This window comes from Actinomadura macra NBRC 14102 (assembly GCF_001552215.1).
In the GTDB taxonomy this organism is placed as follows: Bacteria; Actinomycetota; Actinomycetes; order Streptosporangiales; family Streptosporangiaceae; genus Spirillospora; species Spirillospora macra.
In genome coordinates, this window is record NZ_BCQT01000006.1 from 439,836 (window position 1) to 465,399 (window position 25,564).

Here is a 25,564-nt window from a genome sequence, read left to right on the forward strand (position 1 = left end):
GCTCCACGGCGGCTCGCTGCCGCGAGCACGGCCGAGCGAGGCGATGCAGCGCCCGCAGCCATCCGGACGGTTGGCGAGCCCCAGGCGAGCAGACCGGGCCGAAAGGCCGTCTACACAGCCGTATCGAAGTTGATGGCGCTGTAGGCACGAAGCTTGTGGAGCTGGTGCTCGCTGGAGATGGTACGGATCGTCCCGCTGCGGGCGCGCATGACCAGGGAGTGCGTGACCGCGGTCCCCTTGCTGTAGCGGACGCCGTCCACCAGCTCGCCGTCGGTGATCCCCGTCGCGGCGAAGAAGACGTCATCGGAGGTCACGAGGTCGTCGGTGGTGAGCACGCGGCCGAGGTCGTGGCCCGCGTCGGTCGCCTTGCGCCGCTCCGCGTCGTCCTGTGGCCAGAGGCGACCCTGGATCACCCCGCCCAGCGCCTTGATCGCGCAGGCCGCGATGATGCCCTCGGGCGTGCCGCCGATGCCAAGAAGCAGGTCGACGCCCGTGCCGGGGCGGCACGCCATGATCGCGCCGGCGACGTCGCCGTCCAGGATGAACTTGATCCGGGCGCCGGCCTCGCGAACCTCCTTGACGATGCCCTCGTGCCGCGGCCGGTCCAGGATGCAGACGGTGACATCGTTCGGGGACGAGCCCTTGGCGCGCGCGATGGCGCGGATGTTGTCGGCGATCGGGCGCTCGATGTCGACGGAGTCGGCCGCCTCCGGTCCGGTGACCAGCTTCTCCATGTAGAAGACCGCCGACGGGTCGAACATCGACCCGCGCGGCGCCACCGACAGCACCGCGACGGCGTTGTTCATGCCGAGCGCGGTCAGCCGGGTCCCGTCCACGGGGTCGACCGCGACGTCGCACTCGGCGCCGCCGCCGTCCCCGACCTCCTCGCCGTTGTACAGCATGGGGGCGTTGTCCTTCTCGCCCTCGCCGATCACGACGACGCCCCGCATGGACACGGTGTTGATCAGCTGGCGCATGGCGTTCACGGCGGCCCCGTCGGCGCCGTTCTTGTCCCCGCGGCCGACCCAGCGGGCGGCGGCCATCGCGGCGGCCTCGGTCACCCGGACCAGTTCCATCGCGAGGTTGCGGTCCGGCGCGGCGGGCTCGGTCTCCAGCGGCGAGGAGACGGTGGTGTCGTCGGTCATGGCGGGGCGGCCCCTTAGGTCGGTGGTGACTCGGATTCTCTGCGGACCGGACGGCGGCCCACAAATTGGACCAGACCAGAGCCGACGCGCGGGGAACGCCGAGGCACCGCTGTGAGACGGGAATTCGGCGGTCACATGGGCAAGGGATCGTTTCCCCCGGGGAAGAGGGCGTAATCTCAAGCATCATGAGCAGCGACATCGACGTCTCGTCCGGCGGGGTGACACAGGGCGGTGCCGCGCGGACCGCCGACACCCCCGCGCGGACCTCCGACCGCGGGGCCGCGACGCGCAGCGCCCTGCTGGCCGCGGCCAGGGACGTCTTCTGCGAGTCCGGCTTCGCGCAGGCGGCGGTGACCGACATCGTCGCCAAGGCCGGGGCCAGCGTCGGGAGTCTTTACCACCACTTCAACGGCAAGGCCGACCTCTACCTGACGCTGTTCGAGGAGTTCCAGGCCGGCCAGCAGGAACGCACCCGCGAGGCGATCAACGCCGTCCGGGAGGCGGGTGAGAGCGACCCGATGCGGCAGTTCATCGCCGGGGCGGGCGCCTACCTCGACGGCTGCCTCGCCGAGCGCGACGTCGCCCGGCTGTTCATCTCCGGCGACGGCCCGCCCGGTTTCGACCGCGTGATGCGCCAGCGCCTCAACAAGTGGGCCCGCCGCAACGCCGCGCTGTTCCACACCGAGGACGGCGGGGTGGACGAGGCGCTGGTCATGGTGCTGACCGGTGCGATGGCGGGCGCGGTGTCGGAGGTCTCGCTGATGGACGACGAGGGCGCGGCGCGAAAGCTCGCCGGCGAGATCATGGCGATCCTGGGCACGATCAGGAACCCCGGTACGGAGCAGAGCTGACCGTGCGGGATCCTGGAGGGGTGACCGACAAGACCCCCGTCCCCGCCGAGGACGCCGAGGAGACCGCCGCACGACCCCGGGCCGAGCAGGGGCCGGAGGCCGAATCAGGGCGCGGCGGCGCGCCCGCGGCGATTCCGGTGAGCCCGGCCGTCCACAAGCGGCTGACCACGGGTCTCGGCGGCTTCACGATGGCGATGGGCGCCTGCCTGCTGCTCGTGCTGGCGATCTTCGTGATCACTCCGCGCAGCAACAAGGAGGTCCTGCCGACCGTCGACTACGGCTCGCAGCTGTGGGCGATGCGCAACGACGCGCCCTTCACCTCCTACGCGCCCGAGGGGCTCCCGCCGAGCTGGCGTCCGACCAGCTCCCGGCTGCACGGCCTGGACGAGGCCGGGGACAAGCCCGTCGCCTGGCATCTGGGGTTCCTGACGCCGAGCGACGAGTACGCGGCGCTGGAGCAGAGCAACGAGAAGGCCTCGGACTACGTCCCGCGTATGACGAACAACCGCAACCCGCTCGGAACACAGCAGGTCAACGGGGTCACCTGGACCAAGTACCACCGCAAGGACAAGAAGGCGAACTCCCTGGCGCGGACCCTGCCGGACGGTGTGAGCCTCGTGGTGACCGGCACCGCCTCTTACGAGGAGCTGGCGATCCTGGCGGCCTCCCTGAGGCCCCTGACCAAGCAGAGCGCGAGCCCGAGCCCGTCCACCTCGCCGAGGTCCTGAGGCCCGTCTAGCCCTGCCGTCCGCGACCGAGACGGCCGCGGACGCGGTCACGGAACGAGCGCCTGGGGGCCCGGGCGCGCACCGAACCGAAGATCAGCGTCCCGCCGACCTCGATCGTCGGCCCCTCGGGCGCCGGGCGGGTGCGCACCTCGCGTGTGCTGAAGACGGTGCGGCCCGTCACGTCCACGCGGACGCCCTCGGGGACCAGCAGCCGGATCCGGCCACCGAACACCAGCGAGTCCAGGACGATGTGCCGGCGCTGGAGGACGGCCTCACGCAGATCGAGCTCGACCGTCCCGAACAGGGCGAGCAGCGGCAGCTTCACGGGCACGACCCAGCGGCCCTCGCGCCGCGTCCGGCCGAAGAAGACCGAGACCGGGCGATCGTCCACCAGGATCGGCTGGGCCTCCTCGGGGCCGAGGTCGCCGGTGAGGCCCGTGAGCTCTCCCAGCGTGCGGGCCTCGTAGGCGTGGGAGGCGCGGTCGGCATGCTCCTCGACGGTCAGCCGCCCGTCGGCGAGGGCCTCGGCGAGCACGGCCGCGACGCGTTCCCGGTCGGCGTCGGAGGCGCGCAGGTCGCGGACGCGCGTCGGCTGTTCGGCGGCCGGGCGTCGGGGGATGTCCACACCTAGAGATTAGCGGCCGGACTGCCCGTCCCCAGAAAACCACTGGGGATCCGGCGGCGCCTCTACCTAGGGTGACGCCATGACGGTGCAATGGGACCGCCTCGCGGAGGCCGAGGGCGGCGGCGATGACGCGCCGGCGATCAGCCTGCGCGGTGTCGTCAAACGCTTCGGCGACTTCACCGCGGTGGACGGCCTCGACCTGGAAGTGCCCGCCGGAAGCTGCATGGGGCTGCTCGGGCCGAACGGGGCGGGCAAGTCCACCACGATGAAGATGCTGACCGCACAGGCCCTGGCGGACGAGGGCACCATCCGAGTACTGGGTTTCTCCATCCCCCGCGAGTCCAAGCGCGCGCGGGCGGCGATGGGGGTCGTCCCACAACAGGACAACCTCGATGAGGAGCTGACCGCCCAAGAGAACCTGGAGGTCTTCGCGCATCTGTACCGTGTGCCACGCCGGTCACGGCGCCAGGCGGTCGATGACGCCCTCACGCTCGCCCACCTCACCGAACGCCGCCTCACCAAGGTCGACGACCTGTCCGGCGGGATGCGGCGCAGGCTCCTGATCGCACGCGGCCTGGTGCACCGTCCGGCCCTCGTCCTGCTGGACGAGCCGACCGTGGGCCTCGATCCCCAGGTCCGCGCCGAGCTGTGGGGCCTGATCGACGGGTTGCGCGCCGGGGGGACGACCGTCCTGATGTCCACGCACTACATCGAGGAGGCCGAGCGCCTCGCCGACGAATGCGCGCTGATGTCGCACGGCAAGGTGATCGCCCGGGGCTCGCCCGCCCACCTGGTCGCCGAGCACGCCGGGGAACGGGTGGTCGAGCACTACGGCCCGCCGGACCGGCTCTCCGACGTCGAGCGGCTGGCACGCGGAGCCGGACTGCCCACCCGCCGCACCGGACCGTCGGTGTCGGTGCTGAAGGCCGAGACGATCCCGCCGTCCCTGGACGAGCAACTGGGCCCGGACGGGGTCCGCCGCCCGTCCAACCTGGAGGACGTGTTCGTCGTGCTGACCGGGGAGCGTGTGGAATGACCGTCCGGTCCGAACGCGCGCCGCGGCTGCGACGGTTCGAGCTGGCGCCCGTCCGGGGCATCTGGCGGCATGAGCTGGCCCTCTACAAGCGCTACTGGAAGTCGCAGTCGTTCGCGTCGATGGTCGAGCCGACGTTCTTCCTTCTCGCCTTCGGCTACGGGTTCGGCTCGATGGTCGCGGCGATCGGCGACTACCGCTACCTCGACTTCGTCGCGACGGGCGTCGTCGGCACGGCCGCGCTGTTCACGTCGGTGTTCCCAGGAATGTTCAACGGCTACATCAGGCGGGTCTTCCAGCACACCTACGACGCGATGCTGGCCGCCCCGGTGGACGTCCACGAACTGGTGACGGCCGAGGCCCTGTGGATCGCGGCCAAGTCGTCGGTCTACTCGTGCACACCGCTGGTCGTCGCGCTGTTCTTCGGGCTCGACCCGTCCTTCGGCATGCTCCTGGTCCCGGTCATCACGTTCTTCACCGCACTCGGGTTCGGGCTGTTCGGACTGTGGACATCCTCGGTCGTCCCGTCCATCAACTCGTTCGACTATGTGATCACCGGTGTGGTGACACCGCTGTTCCTGATCGCCGGGACGTTCTTCCCCGTCGGCACCTTGCCCGACTGGGCCCGATTCGCGGCGCAGGCGAACCCGCTCTTCCACTGCGTGGAACTGGTCCGGCATGCCGTGTTCGGAATCCGCCCGCTGACCGACCTCGGCCACCTGGGCGCCCTGATCCTCTTCGCCGCCCTCATGTGGCTCATAGCCGTCCGCGGAATGCGCAAGCGGCTCATCGATTAGTTTTCTTGGGGGGCGACCCCCAATCCCCCCGGCTGCGCGGCTCGCCACCTCCTCACTCGCCAGCACTCGCTCCGGGGGCGCGGCGCGCCGTGCATGCCCGCTGCGCTCGCTGGCGCTCGCTCCGCGTGCCTGTCCCGTAACTGGTGGCCGAGGCTCAACCTGCTGGGGTGCGGTTCAGGCCGGTGGCTGGGGTTCGATCCTGCCTGTAGGGGTTCGGGGTAGGGTGACGCGAATCTTCTTCATATTTGTGGAGGCTGGCCCATGGGCGAGGGGCTTGGGGGGCGGCAGGCCCGGTTCGCCATCTATGTGGCGTTCGCTGTGCAGGGGTTGTGCTTCGCGTCGCTGGTGACGCAGGTTCCGCAGATGCAGAAGGAGCACCATCTGAGCGATGCCACGCTGTCGCTGGTGTTGCTGATGGTGCCACTGGTCGCCGGCGCGGGCAGCGTCGTGTCGGGGGCGCTGTTCCAACGGGTCGGCAGCGGGGCGGTGCTGCGGGTGTCCCAGCCTGCGGTGGCGGTGACGATCGCGCTGATCGGGCTCACCGGGGACAACGATCTCGCTCTGTACGGGGCGGTCGCGCTGTTCGGGCTGTTCGTCGGCGCGGTGGACGCTTCGATGAACGCGCAGGCCGTCACCGTGGAGCGCCGGTACGGGGTCAGTCTGATCACCGGGTTCTACGCGGTGTGGAGCGTTGCCGGGATCCTCGGCGGGCTCTGGGCGTCGCTCACCAACAAGCTGGACCTGTCACTGTTCACCGGCTTCGCCATCGCCGCCACAGTGAGCACCGTCGTCTCGCTCGCTACCGGGCACCGTCTTTACGGGCGTGCGGAGGAGGATGACGGGCCGACCGCCGAGGAGCTCCGGGCCGCCGGGCGCAGCGTCCCGTGGCGGCCGATCCTGATCGTGGGCACGGCGATGGCCGTCGCCTATCTGGCGGATTCGGCGATCTCCAGTTACGGCGCCAAGTACGTGGACGACGAGTTGTCCGGCAGCGACTGGGTGGCACCGCTCGGCTACGTCGCCTACCAGGTCGCCATGGTGGCCAGCCGGGCGGTCGCCGATCTGGCCGTCCGCCGGTCGGGGCCGGTCCAGGTGGTGCGGCTCGGGGCGCTCGTCGGCGTCGTCGGGATGGCCGGGGTGGTGGCGGCCCCGAACGCGGCCGTCGCGATCATGGCCTTCGCGGTCGCCGGGCTCGGCCTCAGCGTGATCGCCCCGGTGTCCTTCTCCGCCGCCGGACGGGTGGACCCGACGGGGCTCGGCATCGCGGTCGCCCGCGTGAACATCTTCAACTACGTCGGCTTCGTGCTCGGCGCGGCCGTGGTCGGCGCCATCGCGCCTGTCAGTGCCGACCACGGCCTGCGCCTAGCCTTCATCGCGCCGACCGTGCTGATCCTCGTTGTCTTCGCGACGGCCAGGGGTTTTGCGCCGAGCCCTCAAGCGTCCTCCAGGGCGATGATGGCCCGCTCGCCCTCCAGCTGAGCCTGTTCCGGCGTCAGGTCCTCCAACGCGCGGCTCAGTGCGACCTCGGCGGCGTCGGCGGCGGCGCGGAGTGTGACGGCGTGCTCCTGCGCGCGTTCAAGATCACCGAGACCCACGCAGTCGAAGGCCACCTGTGCGTCGTGGCCAGCCATCTTGAGCTGCCGCGCGGCCTCTTCCAGACTCATCCATACCTCCTACACCGGGGAACGTGGTCTTACCCACGAGCACCGTGGACAATCGCTTGCCCTAGCAGTTCTGCCGCCTTGACCAGCCGGGCCTCACCCAGCCTGGCGTAACCGAGGACGAGGGCGGGGGCGGCGGCGTCCGCGCGGGCCGGGGAGCGCATGGGTCGGGCGCCGGCCACCGACACGCCGGCGCGGGCGGCGGCCTCCACCACCCGGTCCTCGTCGCATCCACGGGGAAGCTCCACGTACAGGTGGATGCCCGCTGAGACGCCTTGAACCACGGCGCCGGGGACGTGGGCGCGGATCGCGTCCGCCAGCGCGTCCCGCCGCGCCCGGTACCTGCGGCGCATCGTGCGCAGATGCCGGTCGTAGGCGCCGCCGCGAAGGAACTCGGCCAGCGCGTGCTGTTCCAGGACGGGCGCTCCGAGGTCGGTGTGCCCGCGGTGGACGCGCAGACGCTCCGCCAGCGCCGGCGGGGCGACCGCCCAGCCGAGCCGCAGTGCGGGCGCGAGGGACTTGCTGACCGAGCCGAGCAGGACCACCCGGTCGGGGTCGACGCCCTGGAGGCAGCCGACGGGCTCCCGGTCGTAGCGGAACTCGGCGTCGTAGTCGTCCTCGATCACGACACCGTCGACGGCGCGGGCCCAGGCGATGAGCTGGGCGCGGCGGGCGGGCGACAGGACCACGCCGGTCGGGTACTGGTGCGCGGGGGTGACCAGCACCGCGCGGGCGCCCGTGCGCGCCAGTTCCTCGACGATCAGTCCCTCGCGGTCGACCGGGACGCGGGCCATCCGCACGCCCCCGGCCGCCAGCATCGGCAGTTGCCGGACGCTGGTCGGGTCCTCGACCGCGAGCGTCGTGTACCCGTCCGCCTTGAGCAGGCCGACGAGGGCCGACAGGCCGTGCGCCACCCCGCTCATGATCACGACACGGCCGGGGTCGGCGTGCGCCGCGCGGACGCGGCACAGGTAGCCGGCGAGCTCGGCGCGCAGCGCGGGAACGCCCGCGGGGTCGGGGTAGGTGAACGCGTCGTGCGGCAGCGTGCGCAGCGCGGATCGGGCGGCGGCCAGCCAGCGGTCGCGGGGGAATCCCGACAGGTCGGGGTTGCCGGGTGACAGGTCGTAGGAGTGCGCGTCGTCCGCCCCGGCGCAGGGGAACGAGTTCGGAGAGGCCCCCGACTCCGGTGCGGGCAACGGCCCGGGGTCGTCGGGACGGGCGAGCGGTGCGATGCGCGTCCCGTCGCCGCGGCGGGCCACCAGGAACCCCTCGGCGGTGAGCTGCTCGTAGGCGGCGACGACGACGCCACGGGAGACGTCCATGTCACGTGCCAGGTCGCGGCTGGACGGCAGCCGTGTCCCGGCGGTCAACCGGCCGGATCGCACGGCCGCGCGGAATCCCGCGGCGATCTGGGCGGAAAGCCGGCCCGCGGCCCGGTCGAGGGGGAGATGAAGGTCGGTCACATCACGTTTAGCGTCCGGGAGGAGGGCAGGTGTCACGGTCCGTCGTTTTGGTCCACATCAGTACGAGGTGATTGGCCCTGTTTCAGGGTCCAAACAGCCTTTAACGTGCCATCTCATGGACTCGAACTCCAGCGCGCGCGGCATGGCCGGCGCCGGGACCGCCATGTTCCTCGTCGGTTCGCTGACCGCCGTGTCGGCGACGATCTCCGGCTACCCGGTGTTCGGCGGCCAGGCCGTCCGTTACGCGGTGGCCACGCTGATCCTCCTGCTGGCCACACGCCTGGCGGCCGGTCCCGGACGGTGGCCCACGGCGCGCGAGTGGGCGTTGCTGGCCGCCCTGGCGGCGACGGGGCTGGTGGCCTTCAACGTGTGCATCGTGGCGGCCACCCGGGACACGAGCCCGGCCACGATCGGCACGGTGATCGCGACGGTCCCGATCGTCCTGGCGCTGGTCGGGCCGCTGCTGGAGCGGCGGCGCCCGGCTCCGGCGGTGGTGCTGGCGGCGTGCGTGGTGGCCTCCGGCGCGGCGCTGGCGAACGGGCTGGGCGGCGGAAGCGTGCGAGGGCTGCTGTTGTCGCTCGGCGCGCTCGGCGGCGAGGTGTGCTTCTCGCTGCTGGCCGTCCCGCTCCTGCCCCGGCTCGGGCCGCTACGGGTGTCGGCGTACTCGGCGGGGCTGGCCGCCCCCATGCTGCTGGCGGTCGGGCTGGTCACCGACGGGACCGCCGTCCTGCGCAGGCCGACGGGCGGCGAGGCGGCGGGCCTTGCCTACCTCTCGGTGGTCGTCACGACGGTCGCCTTCCTGCTCTGGTACGACTCGCTCGGACGGCTCGGACCCGACCGGGCGGGCCTGTTCGCGGGCGTCATCCCGGTCAGCGCGGTGATCACGACGGTCGCGCTCGGCCTCGACCGGCCGGGGCCGGCCGACGTGGCGGGGGCGGTGCTCGTGGCGGTGGGGGTCGTCGTGGGGCTGCGCGCCCGGGTCGTACCCTGTGAGGCGGCCCCCATCGGAATCGCGCGAGGACCTGCCTGAGATGCCTGAATTCTCCTTTACCGACCTGCTGCCGCTCGGCCCGGACGAGACCGACTACCGGCTCCTCACCTCCGAGGGCGTGTCGACGTTCGAGGCCGGCGGACGGACGTTCCTCCAGGTCGAGCCGGAGGCGCTGCGGCTGCTCACCGAGACCGCGATCCGTGACATCTCCCACCTGCTGCGGCCCGCGCACCTGGCGCAGCTCCGCCGGATCCTGGACGATCCGGACGCCTCCCCGAACGACCGGTTCGTCGCACTGGACCTGTTGAAGAACGCGGGCATCTCCTCCGGCGGCGTCCTGCCCATGTGCCAGGACACCGGCACCGCGATCGTGATGGGCAAGCGGGGCCAGCACGTCCTGACCGACGGGCGCGACGAGCAGCACATCTCTCGCGGCGTGTACGACGCGTACACCAAGCTGAATCTGCGCTACTCGCAGATGGCGCCGGTGACGATGTGGGACGAGAAGAACACCGGCAGCAACCTGCCCGCGCAGATCGAGCTGTACGCGACGCCCGGCGAGGCGTACAAGTTCCTGTTCATGGCCAAGGGCGGCGGCAGCGCGAACAAGTCGTTCCTCTACCAGGAGACCAAGGCCGTCCTGAATCCGACGCGGATGATGACGTTCCTGGAGGAGAAGATCCGTTCGCTGGGAACCGCGGCGTGCCCGCCATACCACCTGGCGATCGTGGTGGGCGGCACGTCCGCCGAGTTCGCGCTGAAGACCGCCAAGTACGCCTCGGCGCACTATCTGGACGCGCTGCCGAGCGAGGGTTCCCCGCTCGGGCACGGTTTCCGCGACCTGGAGCTTGAGCTCCAGGTGTTCGAGCTGACGCAGCGGCTCGGGATCGGTGCGCAGTTCGGCGGCAAGTACTTCTGCCATGACGTGCGGGTGATCCGGCTGCCGCGGCACGGCGCGTCCTGCCCGGTGGCCGTCGCGGTGTCGTGCAGCGCCGACCGGCAGGCCCTCGCCAAGATCACGGCGGAGGGGGTGTTCCTGGAGCGGCTGGAGACCGACCCCGCGCAGTACCTGCCCGAGACGACCGGCGAGGATCTGGACAATTCGGTCGTCCATATCAACCTGAATCGTCCGATGGACGAGATCCGCGCGGAGCTCACCAAGTACCCGGTGAAGACGCGGCTGTCGCTGACCGGCCCGCTCGTCGTCGCCCGTGACATCGCCCACGCCAAGATCAAGGAGCGGCTGGACGCGGGCGAGCCGATGCCCCGGTATCTGCGCGATCACGCCGTGTACTACGCGGGGCCCGCCAAGACGCCGGAAGGATACGCGTCCGGATCGTTCGGCCCGACCACCGCGGGGCGGATGGACTCCTATGTCGAGCAGTTCCAGGCCGCGGGCGGTTCGCTGGTCATGCTGGCCAAGGGCAACCGCTCGCAGCAGGTCACCGACGCCTGCGCCGCGCACGGCGGCTTCTACCTCGGCTCGATCGGCGGACCCGCCGCGCGGCTCGCGCAGGACTGCATCAAGAAGGTCGAGGTCCTGGAGTACGCGGAGCTCGGCATGGAGGCGGTCTGGCGAATCGAGGTCGAGGACTTCCCGGCGTTCATCGTGGTCGACGACAAGGGCGAGGACTTCTTCGCCGACACCACCGGTCCCGTTCTGACGATTGGCAGAAGGGGATAACACCCGGTAGATCACACTTATTGGCCTAAAATCCAACTCGGTAGCGAGGTCTCACCGCTGACCGGCTGGCCACTCCGGTATCTTTTCCGCCATGTCTCAGTCTGAGCGCTTCGTGCTCGCGACGCGCTACCGGCTGGTCTCGGAGCTTGGTCAGGGTGCGAACGGCACCGTATGGAGAGGGCACGACGAACTCCTTGACCGGCCCGTCGCGATCAAGGAACTACGGCTCCCCCACGAGCTGTCCGAGGACGACCGGGTCGTCTTCTACCGTCGTACCCTGCGTGAGGCGCGCGCTCCCGCCCAGTTGCGCACGCACTCCATCGTCGAGGTGTACGACGTGGTCATCGAGCAGGGCCGGCCTTGGATCGTTATGGAGATGATCGAGGCGCCCAATCTCGAACAGCTCATCGTGCGGTCCGGGCCGCTGCCGCCCGACCGCGTCGCGCACATCGGCCGGGCCCTGCTGGACGCCCTCGGCACCGCGCACAAGGCCGGGATCGTGCACCGTGACCTCAAGCCGAGCAACGTCCTGCTGGACGGCGACCGGGTCGTCCTGACCGACTTCGGCCTGGCGTTCTCCTCGGGCTCGGCCAGCCTCACCAAGACGGGCCACTTCATGGGGTCGCCCGCGTACGTGGCGCCGGAGGTCGCCGCCGGGGAGAAGGCGACCCCCCGGTCGGACCTGTGGTCGCTCGGCGCGACCCTGTACGCGGCGCTGGAGGGCCGTCCGCCGTTCGAGCGCGAGAACGTGATGGCGACGCTCAGCGCGCTCGCGACCGAGTCCACGCCCGCCCCGCAGAACGCGGGCGCCCTCGCGCCGATCATCACCGGGCTGCTGGAGAAGAACCCCACCCGGCGGCTGAGCCACGCCCGCGCCGCCGACCGGCTCGAACGCGTGCTGGCCGGGCCACGGTCCGGCCGCCGCTCGCCGACGCCCCGCTACCGGATGATGGTCGTGATCGGGCTGATCGGCGCCACCGTGGCGTCCTGCGGTATCGGCGCCACCGCGCTCATCGTCGGGATGATGCGGGAGAAGCCCGGTTCCTCCGCCTCCTCGTCCTCGGCGAGCCCCGCCGACCCGCCCGTGCGCGGCAACCCGCCGCCCGGCGTCACGACCAGCACACTGGCGGTGCGCGCCCGCACCTCCGGTTGCCGGATCTTCGTGGCGATGCCGGGAGACGTCATCACAGTGCTCACCGACGCCACCCTCACCATCGGCGAGGTCCGCAAGTACGATCAGACGCTGCTCAACGCGGTCGTCTACGACGCGTCCGCCTGCGACATCTGGGTGAACGGGCGGCAGCAGCCCCTCGGCCGCTCGGGCGAGCGCAAGAACTACACCCTGAACAGGACCGGCGGAGGCTGACCATCCTGGAACGGGCCTTCCCGGGAATGGATTCGCGGGGAATGCGCAGGGCACCCACGGAGCTGCCACCGATGACGGCGTTAGATTCGTAGTCGGAGGTGGCTTGTCCATGACCGAGCAGGAGTTCCGGGTGGAGCACGACTCCATGGGCGAGGTCCGGGTGCCCGCGGCGGCCAGGTGGCGGGCGCAGACCCAGCGCGCGGTGGAGAACTTCCCGATCTCCGGCCGGACGCTGGAGCCCGCGCACATCGCCGCACTGGGCCAGATCAAGGCCGCCGCGGCGACGGTCAACGCCGAGCTGGGCATCCTGGACGACGATCTCGCCGCCGCGATCAGGGCGGCCGCCCTGGAGGTGGCCGAAGGAAAATGGGACGACCAGTTCCCCATCGACGTCTTCCAGACGGGGTCCGGGACGTCGTCCAACATGAACGCCAACGAGGTCGTCGCGACGCTGGCGCAGGAGCGGCTCGGCCGTCCGGTGCATCCGAACGACCATGTGAACGCCTCTCAGTCGTCCAACGACGTGTTCCCGTCCTCGATCCACGTCGCGGCCACCGGGGCGGTCCTGAACGACCTCGTCCCCGCGCTGAGGCACCTGGAGGCGGCGCTGGCGCGCAAGGCCGACGGGTTCGCGACGGTGGTGAAGTCCGGCCGTACCCACCTGATGGACGCCACACCCGTGACGCTGGGCCAGGAGTTCGGCGGGTACGCCGCGCAGGTCCGGTACGGCGTGGAGCGGCTGGAGGCCGTCCTGCCGCGGCTGGCGGAGCTGCCGCTCGGCGGTACCGCGGTCGGCACCGGGATCAACACGCCGGAGGGCTTCGGCGGGCGCGTCATCGCCGAGATCGCCCGCGTCACCGGCCTGCCGCTGACCGAGGCGCGTGACCACTTCGAGGCGCAGGGCGCGCGGGACGGCCTGGTGGAGGCCAGCGGCGCGCTCCGCACGATCGCGGTCAGCCTCACCAAGATCGCCAACGATCTGCGCTGGATGGGCTCGGGGCCGCGCGCCGGGCTCGCCGAGATCCGGCTGCCCGACCTGCAGCCCGGCTCGTCGAGCATGCCGGGGAAGGTGAACCCGGTGATCCCCGAAGCGGTCGCGCAGGTGGCGGCGCAGGTCATCGGGAACGACGCGGCGATCGCGTTCGGCGGCGCGTCCGGCAGCTTCGAGCTGAACGTGATGCTGCCGATGCTGGCCCGCAACGTCCTGGAGTCGATCGCGCTGCTGGCGAGCGTGTCGCGGCTGCTCGCCGACCGTTGCGTGGACGGCATCGAGGCGGACGTGGACAGGATGCGGGAGTACGCCGAGTCCTCGCCGGCGATCGTGACGCCGCTCAACCGCTACATCGGGTATGAGGAGGCGGCGAAGGTCGCCAAGCAGGCGCTGCGGGAACGCCGGACGATCCGCGAGGTCGTCCTGGAACGGGGCCACGTGGACGCGGGGCGGCTGACCGTCGAGCAGCTCGACGAGGCCCTGGACGTCCTCGGCATGACCAACGCGGCACGCGGCTGACGTCCGGACACCGGCGCTCCGCCACGATGCCGTTCGTCCGGCGCCCCCTGAGGCGTCTTGTCACACCTCCGGAGGCGCCGGACCCAGGGTCAGTACCAGCCCACCGACTCGGAGTGGTTCCAGGCGCCGCAGGGGCTTCCGTAGCGGTTCTTGATGTAGCCGAGTCCCCACTTGATCTGGGTGGTGGCGTTGTTCTGCCAATCCGGCCCGGCACTGGACATCTTGGAGCCGGGAAGCGCCTGCGGGATCCCGTACGCGCCGGACGGGTTGGCGGCGTGGGTGTTCCAGTGGCTCTCCTTGTTCCACAGGTTCACCAGGCAACCGAACTGGCCGCTGCTCCGGAAAGACGAGCCGTAGCCCGACATGAGGCGCTTGGCGATCGCCTGCGCCTGGCCCGCCGGGACGGGGTCGCCCTTCGGACCGCCGCCGCCACTGCCGCCACCACCGTCGCCCTTGTCGTCCTCGGGCTTCTTGGTGGGAAGCGGCTTGCCCTTGGGCTGGAGGGACGGGCCCTTGCCGGCGCCCTCGCGGGCGGCGCGGGAGGCCCGGTCGAGCGCCTGCTTGCGGCGCTGCTCCTCCATGACCTTCGGGTCGACCTCCGGGACCGCGGCGTCGGCCAGCGGCTTGGAGGCGACGGTGGCCTTGTCGCTGCCGCCGTCGCCGCCCGTCAGCGCGAGCGCGGCGACCGCGCCACCGCCGACCACGACGGCGGCACCCGCGACGACCGCGGCGATCCGGATGCCGTTGCGCCGCCCGGCGCCTGCGTTGCCCTTGGACCGGCCGGACGGTCCGCTTCCGTGCGAACCCGACCCGATCTCGTCAGGAGCACCGGCCGGCGCGCCCGTGTGCACGGGCGCCGGGGCGGAGCCGAGGGCCTGGAAGCCGAGCGTGTCACCCGCCGGAGCGGGCTGCCCGGACTGGGTGCCGGCGACCTTGACGTCGTCCTCGTTCGCCGAGGGAGGCGTGTAAGGCGAGGCCAGGGGCATGCCTGGCCCCTGGGGGGCACCGAAGTTCTGGGGGACGCCGGGGCTCTGCGTGGCGGGGTCCTGGGCGGGGGCCGGGGCCGAGGTGGCCCACGGCTCCTGGGGGGCAAAGCTCTGTCGATCGTCTCGCCTAGGGGACCCGGGACGGTCTCCGGACAAGGCGGTCCTTCCGACGGTCGCACGCGCATGGACGCGCGCACGAACTGTTTCCACCCCCGGCCTGGCCGGCCGCGGAGCGGGCGGTCACAGACCCCGCCCGGCACAGTTCCCGCGCACGAGTGTCAGGGGCGCACGCTGGTCGGGTACCGATCTGGGGGGTGCTTACGAGGGGACACAATGCCGGAATCCGGGGGATACCCCGCAACCAGAACGAGACAAGTGCCGCCGCCCACCCCGTTGTCAACCTGGCCTGAACAGCGCCGAAACGGCGAGGAGACCTGGGGTTCTCCGCCCTCGTCCCGGCCTGTGTGATGTTCATCACATATCAACACAATGGAGCGAAATCATCACCCTCTGCATACATACCCGCAGGAACGACGCGCGGGTAACACGGGGTGCGTGACACGAGTACGCAACACGGGCAGGTGAGCCGCCTGAGAAGCCCCGGCGGCCCCTCCTCCAACGTGGCCGCCGAGACCTCCGTCAAGCACGTGCGGCGCGCCTCCCGCGTCGCCGCCGCGCCCCCGCCGCGTCGCCGCCGCGTCAGACGCCGACGTCGCCGAGCATGTCCGTCACCAGCGCGGCGATCGGCGACCGCTCCGACCGGGTCAGCGTCACGTGCGCGAACAGCGGATGGCCCTTGAGCCGCTCCACCACCGCCGCGACGCCGTCATGCCGCCCGACCCGCAGGTTGTCGCGCTGCGCCACGTCATGGGTCAGCACGACCCGCGAGCCCGCCCCGATCCGGGACAGGACGGTCAGCAGCACGCCGCGCTCCAGCGACTGCGCCTCGTCCACGATCACGAACGCGTCGTGCAGCGAGCGGCCACGGATGTGGGTGAGCGGCAGGACCTCCAACATGCCACGGTCCAAAACCTCGTCGATGACGTCCGGCGTGGTCACCGCCGACAGAGTGTCGTAGACGGCCTGCGCCCACGGCGACATCTTCTCGTTCTCCGAGCCCGGCAGGTAGCCGAGTTCCTGCCCGCCGACCGCGTACAGGGGCCGGAACACCACGACCTTGCGGTGCCGGTGCCGCTCCATGACGGCCTCAAGACCGGCGCAGAGCGCGAGTGCGGACTTGCCGGTGCCGGCGCGCCCGCCGAGCGAGACGATCCCGACGTCCTCGTCCATCAGCAGGTCCAGCGCGATCCGCTGCTCCGCCGACCGGCCGCGCAGCCCGAACACCTCGCGGTCGCCCCGGACGAGCTTCACCGACTTGTCCGGAAGGGTGCGCCCGAGGGCCGAGCCGCGCTCGGACAGCAGCCGCAGCCCCGTGTGACACGGCAGTTCGAGGGCCTCCTCCACGTCCGCCCGGCCCGCCTCGTACAGTTCCTCGACCAGGCCGCCGCCGACCTCCAGTTCCCGCATCCCGGTCCAGCCGGACTCGACCACGGCCAGCTCGGCGCGGTACTCCTCGGCCGCGAGCCCGACCGCCGACGCCTTCACCCGCATCGGCAGGTCCTTGGAGACCAGGACGACGTCGCGGCCCCCGTGGGCGAGCCAGCCCGCCACCGACAGGATCCGGGTGTCGTTGTCACCGAGCCGGAAGCCGTCCGGCAGGACGCTCGGGTCGGAGTGGTTGAGCTCGACGCGGAGCGTTCCGCCCTGGTCGCCGAGAGGCAGCGCCTCGTCCAGCCGACCGTGCTCCAGCCGGAGGTCGTCCAGCGTGCGCAGGGCCTGGCGGGCGAAGTAGCCGAGTTCTGGATGGTGGCGCTTGGCCTCAAGCTCGGAGATGACGACGATGGGGAGTACGACCTCGTGCTCGGCGAACCGGGTCATCGCCCCCGGGTCGGCGAGCAGGACGCTGGTGTCGAGGACGTACGTGCGCCGGTCCGGAACGACCGTTCCGGAGGGGATCCCGGAACCGGGACGGCGCGGGGCGGTTGTGGCCACTCGATCTCCCTGACTGTGGGGAACCAACCGGTGGCGCGACAGTCCGCCCCCGTACGGCCCGCGACCCCGCTGGGGGACGGGCCTGGGGCGGTGATCAGGGCATGACCGTCAGGAACCGTAGCGCCGGTGCCGCGCGGCGTACGAGCGCATGGCCCGGAGGAAGTCGACCTTGCGGAAGTCCGGCCAATGGACTTCGCAGAAGTAGAACTCCGAGTGGGCGCTCTGCCAGAGCATGAAGCCGGAGAGACGCTGCTCCCCCGAGGTGCGGATGACCAGGTCCGGATCCGGCTGGCCGCGCGTGTAGAGATGCTCCGCGATGTGCTCCACGTCGAGGATCTCGGCGAGTTCCTCGATGCTGGTGCCCCGACTCGCCTGCTCGACGAGCAGAGAGCGCACCGCATCAGCGATCTCACGTCTACCTCCATACCCAACGGCGACGTTCACAATCAGGCCGGGAGCCCCGGATGTGGCCTCACCCGCGTCTTTCAGGACGCGAGCAGTCTTATCGGGCAGCAGATCGAGGGCACCGACAGGCTTGACATGCCAGCCGTCGGCGGCCAGCCGGGTGACGGTGTTCTCAATGATCTCCAGCAGCGGGTCCAGTTCGGCGGCGGGGCGGCCCAGGTTGTCGGTCGACAGCAGCCACAGCGTGACGTGCTCGACTCCCGCCTCGGTGCTCCACTGCAGCAGCTCGGAGATCTTCTGCGCGCCGCGCTGGTGCCCGGTGTTGACGTCGGCCAGCCCCATCGACCTGGCCCAGCGCCGGTTGCCGTCCAGGATGACGCCCACGTGCCGGGGGGTGATGTCGGTGGGCAGCGACGCCTCGACCCGGCGCTCGTACATCCGGTAGACGGCGTCGCGGATCGTCGCGTACGGGCCGCTACGACGGATCGCGGACGTCAGCGCGGCCCCGTCCAAGGGGTTGCGGCGAACCCCGTCCCGGCGCGCCCCGCCGCGCGACATCCCGCTTCGCCGAACCCCCATGCAGGCATCCCTTCGAGCGACGGTCCCTAGCGACGGTCTCTGATGCGGTCGAGACCGGATAGTCGCTGTGATCGACGCTCAATTATGGCCCGAGGGGGACACTTCTCCCACCGTTCCGGTGATATCAGGCTTGCGGACCTGCGGCGCGGGCCCGCTCGACGTACTCCAGGGCAGTCCTGAGTTCGGACAGCCATTCGTCGGTGTTCTTGCCGACGAGGCGCACGCACCAGGCGAGCGCGTCGCTGCGGCTGCGGGCCACCCCGGCGTCCACCAGCGTGTCCAGGACGCGCCGCTCCGACTGCCGCAGCCGGGTCATGACCGGTACCGACAGGGTCGTGAACATCTCGCGGCGGTCGCCGCAGTCGGCGCCCCAGGAGACCTTGTGGCCGAACCGGTGCTCGGCCTCGCGAGCGATGGCGATGCGCTGGTCACGAGTGTCCTCGCGGAAGCGCTGGATGTGCCCGTCGAACAGGGCGGACCGCTCGGCCTGGGACGCGTCCTGAGCGGACTCCGGCTCGGGCAGGCGGCCGACGACGCTGACCTCTTCGCGGTCGACCACGACCTCCAGGGGCCCTTCGAACCAGCCCTCGGGAAGTCGTCCGGAGAACCAGCCCCGCAGCTGCTCCGCCGATTCACTCGTTGTCATGTAATCAAAATTACAACTCCCTCTCAACCAGCGCCACCCCCGAACCCAATTGACAGTGGGCATCTTTTGAGAGTTACTTTCATTTCAGACATACACTCACTTGGAGGTAACTGTCATGAGAGTCCCGTACGCCCGGCGCTGGCTCGGCCTGGGCGCCCTGGCGCTGGCGATGCTCGCGCTCGGCTTCGACATGACGATCCTCAACGTGGCGCTGACCACGCTCTCGGCGGAACTGGACGCGAGCACCAGCGCCCTCCAGTGGATCGTCGACTCCTACCTGCTGGTCTTCGCCGCGCTCCTGCTCCCGGCGGGCCTGCTCGGCGACCGGTTCGGCCGCAAGTGGCTGCTGCTCACCGGCCTCGGGATCTTCGGCGCGGCCTCGCTCGCCGGGGCGTTCGCGGACGGCTCGGGCGGCGTCATCGTCGCCCGCCTGTTCATGGGACTCGGCGCGGCGATCGTCACACCGCTGTCCATGTCGATGCTGCCCGCGATCTTCCCGCCCGCCGAGCGGACGCGGGCCGTCGCGATCTGGTCGGCGGCGACGGCGCTCGGGCTCCCGCTCGGCCCGCTGCTCGGCGGCTGGCTGCTGGAGCACTTCTGGTGGGGCTCGATCTTCCTGATCAATGTGCCCGTGGTCGTCATCGCCGGCCTCGCCATCGCGCTGCTGCTGCCCGAGACCAAGGACCCCGCGGCGCCCCGCGTGGACGGGATAGGCGCGCTGCTGTCCATGGGCGGGCTGGTCGCGCTCGTGTACGGGGTCATCGAGGCCCCCGTGCGAGGTTGGGGAGATCCGGTCGTGCTCACCTCGTTCGCCGGCGCGGTGCTGCTGCTGACCGGCTTCGTGCTGTGGGAGCGGCGCGCTCCGGAGCCCATGATGGACCTCCGGCTGTTCTGCGAACCCGCGTTCGTCTGGCCGATGCTCGCCGCCGTCGCGGGGACCCTGGTGATGGCGGGTGTCCTGTTCGTCCTGCCGCAGTACCTCCAGGCCGTCCAGGGCAACGGCGTGTTCGGCACCGGCCTGCGGCTGATCCCGATGCTGCTCGGCCTGCTGGCCGGCGGGATCGTCACCGACCGCGTTGCGCCACGCGCGGGGCACAAGCCGATCATCGTGACCGGGCTGCTGGTGATGGCGGCCGGCCTCGGCCGAGGCGCGTTCACCGAGGTCGGCGACTCCTACACGATGATCTGCCTGTGGCTGGTCGTGCTCGGCCTCGGCTGCGGCCTGACACTGATCCCTTCGATGGACGCGCTGATCGCGGCACTCCCCGCCGACCAGGCGGGACGAGGCTCCGGTCTCGTCCAGACACTGCGCCAGACGGCCGGCGCGCTCGGCGTCGCGGGCCTCGGCAGCCTGCTCTCGGCCGTCTACCGCGACCACGTCCGCACCGCCGGGCTCCCCGGCGAGGCGGCCGACACGGCCCGCGACTCGATCGGCGGCGCGGCCGCCGCCGCGGACCGGCTCCACGACGGCGGCCTCCTCGCCTCCGCCCAGGACGCCTACGTCCAGGGGATGGACGCGGTGCTCGGCGCCTGCGCCGTCGGAGCGCTGGCCGTGGGCGCGCTGCTGTGGGCCTTCCAGCCACGCCGCGCACCACAGGATGCGGGTCCCGCCTCCGATGACAGAGAATCGGACCATGAGCACGCCGCTTCCTGAGCATGCGATCGACCGACTCCAGGACCGCCTTGAGCGGCTGCCGCTGAGGGAGCGCAAAAAGCTGAGGACCCGGAGGGCCATCCAAGACCAGGCCCTCCGGCTCTTCGAGGAGCAGGGCTACGACGAGACCACGGTGGAGCAGATCGCGGCGGCCGCGGAGATCTCGCCCAGCACGTTCTTCCGCTACTTCCCGACCAAGGAAGACGTCGTCGTGACCGACGAGTACGACCCGATCATGGCGGAGCTGTTCCGGGAGCAGCCCGCCGACCTGTCCCCCATCGAGGCGCTGCGCGCCACGATGCGCGAGATCCTCCCGCAGATGTACGAGACCGACCTGGACGCGATGACCGCCAGGATGCGGCTCACCGCCTGCGTCCCGGCACTGCGAGCCCGCACGTTCGAGTCGCTGCGCGAGGGCACCCACGCCGTGCTCAAGGAGCTCGTCGCCGAACGGGTCGGTCGCTCCCAAGACGATGCGGACGTGAAGACGTTCACCTGGGCGGTCCTGGGCGTGCTCCAAGCGGCGATGTACGAGTGGCTGGACGGCGCCCCGATCGAGAACCTACCGGCCGTGGTGGACCGCAACCTGGAGTTCCTGTCGCGCGGCTGCCCCCTGTGATGCGGCGCTCTAACCCGCGAGGCGGGCTGCCATCTTTGGACTGACACGAACGGCACCCCGCATGTTGCGGGTGTAGACGTTCTGAATCTGGACGACGGTGCCCGTCCTGGGCGCGGCCAGCATCTTGCCCTTGCCGAGATAGAGGGCGATGTGCGAGATGTAGCCGGGCGCAGTCGGGTCATTGGCCCAGATGAGCATGTCGCCTGGCTCGGCCTTGCTGTAGGGGATGATCCAGCCCGCGCGCGCCTGGTCTGCGGCCACCCGCGGAAGCTTGATCCCAGCGCGGCCGAAGGCGTACAGCATCAGGCCCGAGCAGTCGTAACCGCCCTCGGCCTCGGACTCGCCACCCCACACGTACGACCAACCAAGGCGCGTGTAGGCGGCCTGGATCACGGTGCGGACCTGGCTCGCGGTCATCACCTGCCCACGCGAGGTCGGCGCGTTCCCCCCGGCCTTCGGGTAGTCGATCTCCGGGTTGACCTCGACCGCCTTGGTGCCCTTGGGCAGCGTCTTCTTCAGCTTCTTGATGAAGGAGGCGGGCTTGCTCTTCGGCACGCTGATCAGCATCGCGTTCGCGGTCGGCATGCCGAGGACCTGCGCGGTCGCGTGCGAGACGACCGCGTCCACGTCACCGATCCCCATCGTGGCGTACGCGCCGACGCGCAGGGGCGTCTGGTTCTGCTTGCCGCCCACCGGAACCTGACTGCCAAGTTGTACGCCGCCGTCACTGCCCATCGTGAAGGAGATCGCGACATCGCCGGCTGCCACATTGCGCCACAGCGCGTCCGACTGGGCGGTCGGCTTCGGCGTGTAGTTGCGGAACGTGGACGGCTCGACGCCCATCAGCCCGACCCGCTTGCCCGCGACCATGCCCTGCACCGCGTCCACGACCTCGACGCCCTGGACGCCCTTGGTGGTACGGACCTTCTCCACCACGTCGGCCGGGAGGGTGGACGGCGCGGCCACGAGGACGTGCGGGGTGAGCCGCTTGCCGAGCGGCGCCACGGCCGTCGGCGACAGGCTGGTCGTGCCGGACGCGGCCACGAACCGGGCGTTCTGGTCAGGGCGCGGGGACGGCTCCCGGTCACCGTGGCGCGCGGCGAGGACGGCGCCGTTGACGGCGAGGGTCGTCAGCGTGGTGACACCGATGATCGTCGGTAGGACCCGGCGGTTCGGCTTTCGCACTGCGACGCTCCCTCGTTGGTCGGCGACCCCGGGCTCCACTATGACCCAGCACGACTATGGCTCAGAGGGGCGACCACCGTCCAGGTACCCGGCAGTCCGCCGGCCACCCGCGCGACTCCCGCCCCATCGGGTCAGCCGCACCTCAGCTACCCATAAGTAACATCTCGGAACGATGAGATCAAGGTCACGTTCCCATAAACTCAACCATTATCGCGAAGCTCGCGGATCAGCTCCGCCGGCGCAGTCACGGGCAGCCGGCAGGTGAACCCGCGGCACACATACGCCGCCGGAACGCCGTCCACAAGCCCGCGCCCCTCCAGCAGCGGCACGCCACCCGCATCCGGCGGCCCCACACTCACCACCGCGCCCGGCGCAACCGCCATCAGCGCCGTCCTGTGCAGAGCCCGGGTGCGCTCGTCGTCCCGCTCCCCGACCACGGCGATCTCGACGGGCCCCGCCACGTTCGCCTCGGCCACCGCCAGTCCCCAGCCCGCGAACCGCGCGTGCTTCTCCGCGAGCGGCCCCGCCGGAGCCAGCGCGGCCGCCGCCGACTCCCGGTGCCAGTCCGAACCCGTCAACGCCGCGAACGACAGCAGCGCTCCGGCCACCGCGAACTGCCCCGACGGTGTGGCGTTGTCCGTCGGGTCCTGCGGCCGCCGGAACAGCCGCTCCGCGTCGTCGGCGGTGTCGTAGAACCCGCCGGACCCATCGGCGAACCGCTCCAGGACCGTGTTCAGCAACTCACCCGCGAGCCGCACGTGCGCGGGCTCGCCGGTGACCGCGTGCAGGGCCAGCAGCCCCTCTGCCACATCGGCGTAATCCTCCAGGACACCGGCATTCGCCCCCGCCGTCCCGTCCCGCGACGTCCGCACCAGACGCCCGTCATGCACATGCACGTCGATGAGCAGCCGCGCCACGTCCTCTGCAGCCTGCACGAGGTCCGGCCGATCGAACAAGGCGCCGCACTCGGCCAGCGCCGCCATCGCCAGCCCGTTCCACGCGGCGACCACCTTGTCGTCCCTCGCAGGAGGCACCCGGTGCGCGCGCGCCGACAGCAGGGTCGTCCGAACGCGCTCATACCGGTCGAGATCCCCCGGGTCACCAGGAAGCTGTAGGACGGACGTCCCGTGCTCGAACGTCCCGGTCACCTCGAACAGGGCCTCCGCGAACGCGCCGTCCTCCTCACCGAGGACCTCCCGCAACTGCGCCGGAGTCCAGACGTAGTACCGGCCCTCCTCGCCCTCGCTGTCGGCGTCCAGCGCCGAGGACAGCCCGCCCTCGTCGGTCCGGAGGTCGCGCAGCATCCAGTCACACGTCTCCAGCGCCACCCGACGCGCGAACGGCGTCCCCGTCAGCCGCCACCAGTGCGCGTACACCCGCGCCAACAGCGCGTTGTCGTACAGCATCTTCTCGAAATGCGGGACGACCCACTCCGCGTCCACCGAGTACCGCGAGAACCCCCCGCCGAGCTGGTCGTAGATCCCACCCCTGGCCATCGCCTCCAGGGTGTGACCGGCCATCGCGAGCGCCTCGGGGTCCCCGGTCCGCGCGTGGTGCCGCAGCAGGAACTCCAGCGCCATCGACGGCGGGAACTTCGGCGCCCCGCCGAACCCGCCGCGCGCCACGTCGTACGAGCCCGCGAGCACCCGCACCGCGTGCGCGAGCTGGTCCTCATCGGGCGCGCCGTCCCCGGCCAGCCCCGACCCCCGCGAGGTGAGCGCCGCGACGACCTGCTGTCCCTGCCCCACCACGTCGTCGCGCTGCTCCGTCCACGCCTTGTCGACGGCCTGGAGCAGCGCACGGAACTGGGGCCGCGGGAAATACGTCCCGCAATAGAACGGATGCCCCTCCGGAGTCATGAACACCGTCATCGGCCAGCCGCCCTGCCCGGTCATGGCCTGGGTGGCCTCCATGTACACGGCGTCGATGTCGGGCCGTTCCTCCCGGTCCACCTTGATGTTCACGAACAGTTCGTTCATGACCCGCGCTGTCTCACCGTCCTCAAAGGACTGATGAGCCATGACGTGACACCAGTGGCAAGCGGCGTAACCGACCGACAGGAGGACCGGCACCTCCCGCCGTCGAGCCTCGGTGAACGCCTCGTCGCTCCATTCCCACCAGTCCACCGGGTTGTCGGCGTGCTGGATCAGGTAGGGGCTGGTGGCGTCCTTGAGCCGGTTCATGCATCGATCCTGCCCGATCCAGCCGCCGCCTCACGTCGCGAGGTTGGTGAGGGCGGTTTCTATGGTGCGGTGGAAGGTGGGGTAGGCGTAGATCATTTCGCGGAGGGCGGCGGTGGTGGCCTCGGTGTGGACGGCGACGGCCAGGGCGCCGAGGATCTCGCCACCGGACGGGCCCGCGGCGGTGGCGCCGACCAGGGTGCCCCACTCGGGGTTCTCGACGAGCTTGATGAAGCCGTCGTTGCCCACCTTGTGGATCCAGCCGCGGGTCGATTCGGGGATCTGGGCGATGCCCGTGCGGACGGGCAGGTTCTGCTCGCGGGCCTGCGCCTCGGTGAGGCCGACGGAGCCGATCTCCGGGTCGGTGAAGGTGACGCGGGGGACGGCGCGGTAGGCGGCGGGTGGGCCCTCCTCGCCGAGGATGTCGCGGACGGCGATGGACGCCTGGTACATCGAGACGTGGGTGAAGGCGCCCTTGCCGGTGATGTCGCCGATCGCCCAGACGCCGTCGGCGGCGCGCATGTGACCGTCCACCGTGATCTGGCGGGCGCGCTCGTCGAGGCCGACCGCGTCCAGGCCGAGGCCCTTGAGGTTGGGGCGGCGACCGGTGGCGACCAGGAGGCGGTCGGCGGCCAGCCGCTCGTCACCGAGATGGAGGCCGAACTCGCCGTTGTCGTGGGAGGCGCCGGTGACCTTCACGCCGGTGCGGACGCCGATGCCCTCGCGCTCGAAGACCATCTTCAGCAGGGCGCTGGACTCGGGTTCCTCGTTGAGCAGGAGCCGGTCGGCGGCCTCGACGACCGTGACGCGGGTGTCGAAGCGGGAGAAGACCTGCGCCATCTCGGCGCCGACGACGCCGCCGCCGAGGACGAGAAGCGAGCCAGGGGCCTCGGTGGCCTGGACGGCCTCGCGGTTCGTCCAGTAGGGGATGTCGGCGAGCCCGTCGATGGGCGGGGCGGTGGGAGAGGTGCCGGTGTTGAGCAGGATGCCGCGGCGAGCCCGCAGCACCCGGTCGTCCACGGTGACCTCGCGGGGTGCGGTGATGCGGCCGTGGCCACGGACGAGGGTGACGCCCTTGGCGGTGAGCCGGTCGGCGGCGGCGGTGTCGTCCCAGTCGTCGGTGGCCTCCTCGCGGATCCGCTTGGCGACCGGTGTCCACCTAGAGGTCACGGCGGCGTCCCCGGCCATGCCCGGGATGCGGCCGCCCTCGGTGAGGAGCCCGGCGGCGCGCACCATCATCTTGGTCGGAACGCAGGCGTAGTACGGGCATTCACCGCCGACCAGGCGGGACTCCACGGCGGCCACCGACAGCCCGGCCTCGGCGAGCCTGCCCGCAGCGTCCTCTCCCCCGGGTCCGAGTCCGATCACGACGACATCGACATCTTCAGCCATGCCCGGACTCCT

Annotated in this window: 22 protein-coding genes; 11 read left to right on the forward strand and 11 right to left on the reverse strand. The window is 71.1% G+C overall.

Going from position 1 to position 25,564, the window contains the following annotated elements; translation table 11 throughout:
* Window positions 1–110: 110 nt before the first annotated feature.
* On the reverse strand, window positions 111–1,145 hold the full coding sequence (gene glpX / locus AMA02S_RS11210; protein ID WP_067455775.1) for a class II fructose-bisphosphatase: 1,035 nt from the start codon (window positions 1,143–1,145) through the stop codon (window positions 111–113).
* Window positions 1,146–1,330: 185 nt separating this feature from the next.
* Between glpX and AMA02S_RS11215 the strand changes: the two genes are divergently transcribed.
* Both AMA02S_RS11215 and AMA02S_RS11220 read left to right on the forward strand, forming a co-directional pair.
* Window positions 1,331–1,996: a TetR/AcrR family transcriptional regulator gene (locus AMA02S_RS11215; protein WP_084264985.1), complete on the forward strand. Its 666-nt coding sequence runs from the start codon at window positions 1,331–1,333 to the stop codon at window positions 1,994–1,996.
* Window positions 1,997–2,016: 20 nt separating this feature from the next.
* On the forward strand, window positions 2,017–2,724 hold the full coding sequence (locus AMA02S_RS11220; protein WP_245667452.1) for a DUF4245 domain-containing protein: 708 nt from the start codon (window positions 2,017–2,019) through the stop codon (window positions 2,722–2,724).
* Between the two features lie 7 nt (window positions 2,725–2,731).
* On the opposite strand, the gene AMA02S_RS11225 is transcribed toward AMA02S_RS11220, so the two are convergent.
* Window positions 2,732–3,349 carry a DUF1707 SHOCT-like domain-containing protein gene (locus tag AMA02S_RS11225; RefSeq protein ID WP_084264986.1) on the reverse strand — a complete coding sequence of 206 codons (618 nt, stop codon included), beginning with the start codon at window positions 3,347–3,349 and terminating at the stop codon, window positions 2,732–2,734.
* A 79-nt stretch (window positions 3,350–3,428) separates the two neighbouring features.
* On the opposite strand from AMA02S_RS11225, the gene AMA02S_RS11230 reads away from it, so the two are divergent.
* From AMA02S_RS11230 to AMA02S_RS11240, 3 genes are all read left to right on the forward strand, one after another.
* On the forward strand, window positions 3,429–4,385 hold the full coding sequence (locus AMA02S_RS11230; RefSeq protein ID WP_084264987.1) for an ABC transporter ATP-binding protein: 957 nt from the start codon (window positions 3,429–3,431) through the stop codon (window positions 4,383–4,385).
* The gene (locus tag AMA02S_RS11235; protein WP_067455779.1) at window positions 4,382–5,179 is read left to right on the forward strand and encodes an ABC transporter permease; all 798 of its coding nucleotides are present in this window, start codon (window positions 4,382–4,384) and stop codon (window positions 5,177–5,179) included. The genes AMA02S_RS11230 and AMA02S_RS11235 overlap by 4 nt, the downstream gene beginning before the upstream one ends.
* A gap of 261 nt (window positions 5,180–5,440) precedes the next feature.
* Complete coding sequence (locus AMA02S_RS11240; protein ID WP_067455780.1) at window positions 5,441–6,658, forward strand: MFS transporter; 1,218 nt, start codon at window positions 5,441–5,443, stop codon at window positions 6,656–6,658.
* Here the strand turns inward: AMA02S_RS11240 and AMA02S_RS11245 are convergent.
* Both AMA02S_RS11245 and pdxR read right to left on the reverse strand, forming a co-directional pair.
* Window positions 6,613–6,843 (reverse strand): hypothetical protein, encoded by a 231-nt coding sequence (locus AMA02S_RS11245; RefSeq protein ID WP_067455781.1) that lies wholly within the window; start codon window positions 6,841–6,843, stop codon window positions 6,613–6,615. The genes AMA02S_RS11240 and AMA02S_RS11245 overlap by 46 nt on opposite strands.
* A 29-nt stretch (window positions 6,844–6,872) precedes the next feature.
* On the reverse strand, window positions 6,873–8,303 hold the full coding sequence (gene pdxR, locus AMA02S_RS11250) for a MocR-like pyridoxine biosynthesis transcription factor PdxR (RefSeq protein WP_067455782.1): 1,431 nt from the start codon (window positions 8,301–8,303) through the stop codon (window positions 6,873–6,875).
* A gap of 115 nt (window positions 8,304–8,418) precedes the next feature.
* On the opposite strand from pdxR, the gene AMA02S_RS11255 reads away from it, so the two are divergent.
* The 4 genes from AMA02S_RS11255 (at window position 8,419) to AMA02S_RS11270 (ending at window position 13,854) form a co-directional block, all read left to right on the forward strand.
* Window positions 8,419–9,333 carry a DMT family transporter gene (locus tag AMA02S_RS11255; protein WP_067455784.1) on the forward strand — a complete coding sequence of 305 codons (915 nt, stop codon included), beginning with the start codon at window positions 8,419–8,421 and terminating at the stop codon, window positions 9,331–9,333.
* Window position 9,334: 1 nt separating this feature from the next.
* A complete protein-coding gene (locus AMA02S_RS11260) occupies window positions 9,335–10,978 on the forward strand; it encodes a fumarate hydratase (RefSeq protein WP_067455787.1) in 1,644 nt (547 codons plus the stop codon).
* A gap of 91 nt (window positions 10,979–11,069) precedes the next feature.
* Window positions 11,070–12,344, forward strand: coding sequence for a serine/threonine-protein kinase (locus AMA02S_RS11265; protein WP_084264988.1), 1,275 nt, complete (start codon window positions 11,070–11,072; stop codon window positions 12,342–12,344).
* A gap of 109 nt (window positions 12,345–12,453) precedes the next feature.
* Complete coding sequence (locus tag AMA02S_RS11270) at window positions 12,454–13,854, forward strand: class II fumarate hydratase (protein WP_067455791.1); 1,401 nt, start codon at window positions 12,454–12,456, stop codon at window positions 13,852–13,854.
* A gap of 89 nt (window positions 13,855–13,943) precedes the next feature.
* Here the strand turns inward: AMA02S_RS11270 and AMA02S_RS11275 are convergent, their stop codons facing one another.
* The 4 genes from AMA02S_RS11275 to abmR form a co-directional block, all read right to left on the reverse strand.
* Window positions 13,944–14,840 (reverse strand): aggregation-promoting factor C-terminal-like domain-containing protein, encoded by an 897-nt coding sequence (locus AMA02S_RS11275; protein ID WP_369688387.1) that lies wholly within the window; start codon window positions 14,838–14,840, stop codon window positions 13,944–13,946.
* A gap of 699 nt (window positions 14,841–15,539) precedes the next feature.
* A complete protein-coding gene (gene phoH2 / locus AMA02S_RS11280; protein ID WP_067457040.1) occupies window positions 15,540–16,856 on the reverse strand; it encodes an RNA 5'-3' helicase PhoH2 in 1,317 nt (438 codons plus the stop codon).
* A gap of 144 nt (window positions 16,857–17,000) precedes the next feature.
* Window positions 17,001–17,876: an isoprenyl transferase gene (locus AMA02S_RS11285; protein ID WP_084264989.1), complete on the reverse strand. Its 876-nt coding sequence runs from the start codon at window positions 17,874–17,876 to the stop codon at window positions 17,001–17,003.
* Between the two features lie 124 nt (window positions 17,877–18,000).
* Window positions 18,001–18,522 (reverse strand): ATP-binding transcription factor AbmR, encoded by a 522-nt coding sequence (abmR, locus tag AMA02S_RS11290; protein WP_067455794.1) that lies wholly within the window; start codon window positions 18,520–18,522, stop codon window positions 18,001–18,003.
* A gap of 115 nt (window positions 18,523–18,637) precedes the next feature.
* Between abmR and AMA02S_RS11295 the strand changes: the two genes are divergently transcribed.
* Both AMA02S_RS11295 and AMA02S_RS11300 read left to right on the forward strand, forming a co-directional pair.
* Entirely contained in the window at window positions 18,638–20,176 is a 1,539-nt protein-coding gene (locus AMA02S_RS11295; protein ID WP_067455795.1) for a DHA2 family efflux MFS transporter permease subunit, read from the forward strand.
* Entirely contained in the window at window positions 20,157–20,795 is a 639-nt protein-coding gene (locus AMA02S_RS11300) for an acyl-CoA-like ligand-binding transcription factor (protein ID WP_084264990.1), read from the forward strand. Before AMA02S_RS11295 ends, AMA02S_RS11300 begins: the two co-directional genes overlap by 20 nt.
* A gap of 9 nt (window positions 20,796–20,804) precedes the next feature.
* Here AMA02S_RS11300 and AMA02S_RS11305 read toward each other — a convergent pair whose 3' ends face one another.
* From AMA02S_RS11305 to AMA02S_RS11315, 3 genes are all read right to left on the reverse strand, one after another.
* A complete protein-coding gene (locus AMA02S_RS11305) occupies window positions 20,805–21,980 on the reverse strand; it encodes a C40 family peptidase (protein WP_067455796.1) in 1,176 nt (391 codons plus the stop codon).
* 200 nt (window positions 21,981–22,180) lie between these two features.
* Window positions 22,181–24,163: a thioredoxin domain-containing protein gene (locus tag AMA02S_RS11310; protein WP_067455799.1), complete on the reverse strand. Its 1,983-nt coding sequence runs from the start codon at window positions 24,161–24,163 to the stop codon at window positions 22,181–22,183.
* Between the two features lie 30 nt (window positions 24,164–24,193).
* Window positions 24,194–25,552, reverse strand: coding sequence for a dihydrolipoyl dehydrogenase family protein (locus tag AMA02S_RS11315; protein WP_067455801.1), 1,359 nt, complete (start codon window positions 25,550–25,552; stop codon window positions 24,194–24,196).
* Window positions 25,553–25,564 lie beyond the last annotated feature (12 nt).

Bases quoted from the DNA above. Each gene is read 5' to 3' on its own strand.
- AMA02S_RS11265 (WP_084264988.1), top strand. From the start codon at position 11,070: ATGTCTCAGTCTGAGCGCTTCGTGCTCGCGACGCGCTACCGGCTGGTC.
- AMA02S_RS11310 (WP_067455799.1), bottom strand. From the start codon at position 24,163: ATGAACCGGCTCAAGGACGCCACCAGCCCCTACCTGATCCAGCACGCC.
- abmR (WP_067455794.1), bottom strand. From the start codon at position 18,522: ATGACAACGAGTGAATCGGCGGAGCAGCTGCGGGGCTGGTTCTCCGGA.
- AMA02S_RS11245 (WP_067455781.1), bottom strand. From the start codon at position 6,843: ATGAGTCTGGAAGAGGCCGCGCGGCAGCTCAAGATGGCTGGCCACGAC.
- AMA02S_RS11315 (WP_067455801.1), bottom strand. From the start codon at position 25,552: ATGGCTGAAGATGTCGATGTCGTCGTGATCGGACTCGGACCCGGGGGA.
- AMA02S_RS11215 (WP_084264985.1), top strand. From the start codon at position 1,331: ATGAGCAGCGACATCGACGTCTCGTCCGGCGGGGTGACACAGGGCGGT.
- AMA02S_RS11270 (WP_067455791.1), top strand. From the start codon at position 12,454: ATGACCGAGCAGGAGTTCCGGGTGGAGCACGACTCCATGGGCGAGGTC.
- AMA02S_RS11240 (WP_067455780.1), top strand. From the start codon at position 5,441: ATGGGCGAGGGGCTTGGGGGGCGGCAGGCCCGGTTCGCCATCTATGTG.
- AMA02S_RS11255 (WP_067455784.1), top strand. From the start codon at position 8,419: ATGGACTCGAACTCCAGCGCGCGCGGCATGGCCGGCGCCGGGACCGCC.
- AMA02S_RS11260 (WP_067455787.1), top strand. From the start codon at position 9,335: ATGCCTGAATTCTCCTTTACCGACCTGCTGCCGCTCGGCCCGGACGAG.
- AMA02S_RS11295 (WP_067455795.1), top strand. From the start codon at position 18,638: ATGAGAGTCCCGTACGCCCGGCGCTGGCTCGGCCTGGGCGCCCTGGCG.
- AMA02S_RS11285 (WP_084264989.1), bottom strand. From the start codon at position 17,876: ATGGGGGTTCGGCGAAGCGGGATGTCGCGCGGCGGGGCGCGCCGGGAC.
- AMA02S_RS11230 (WP_084264987.1), top strand. From the start codon at position 3,429: ATGACGGTGCAATGGGACCGCCTCGCGGAGGCCGAGGGCGGCGGCGAT.
- glpX (WP_067455775.1), bottom strand. From the start codon at position 1,145: ATGACCGACGACACCACCGTCTCCTCGCCGCTGGAGACCGAGCCCGCC.
- AMA02S_RS11235 (WP_067455779.1), top strand. From the start codon at position 4,382: ATGACCGTCCGGTCCGAACGCGCGCCGCGGCTGCGACGGTTCGAGCTG.
- AMA02S_RS11275 (WP_369688387.1), bottom strand. From the start codon at position 14,840: ATGCCCCTGGCCTCGCCTTACACGCCTCCCTCGGCGAACGAGGACGAC.
- AMA02S_RS11300 (WP_084264990.1), top strand. From the start codon at position 20,157: ATGAGCACGCCGCTTCCTGAGCATGCGATCGACCGACTCCAGGACCGC.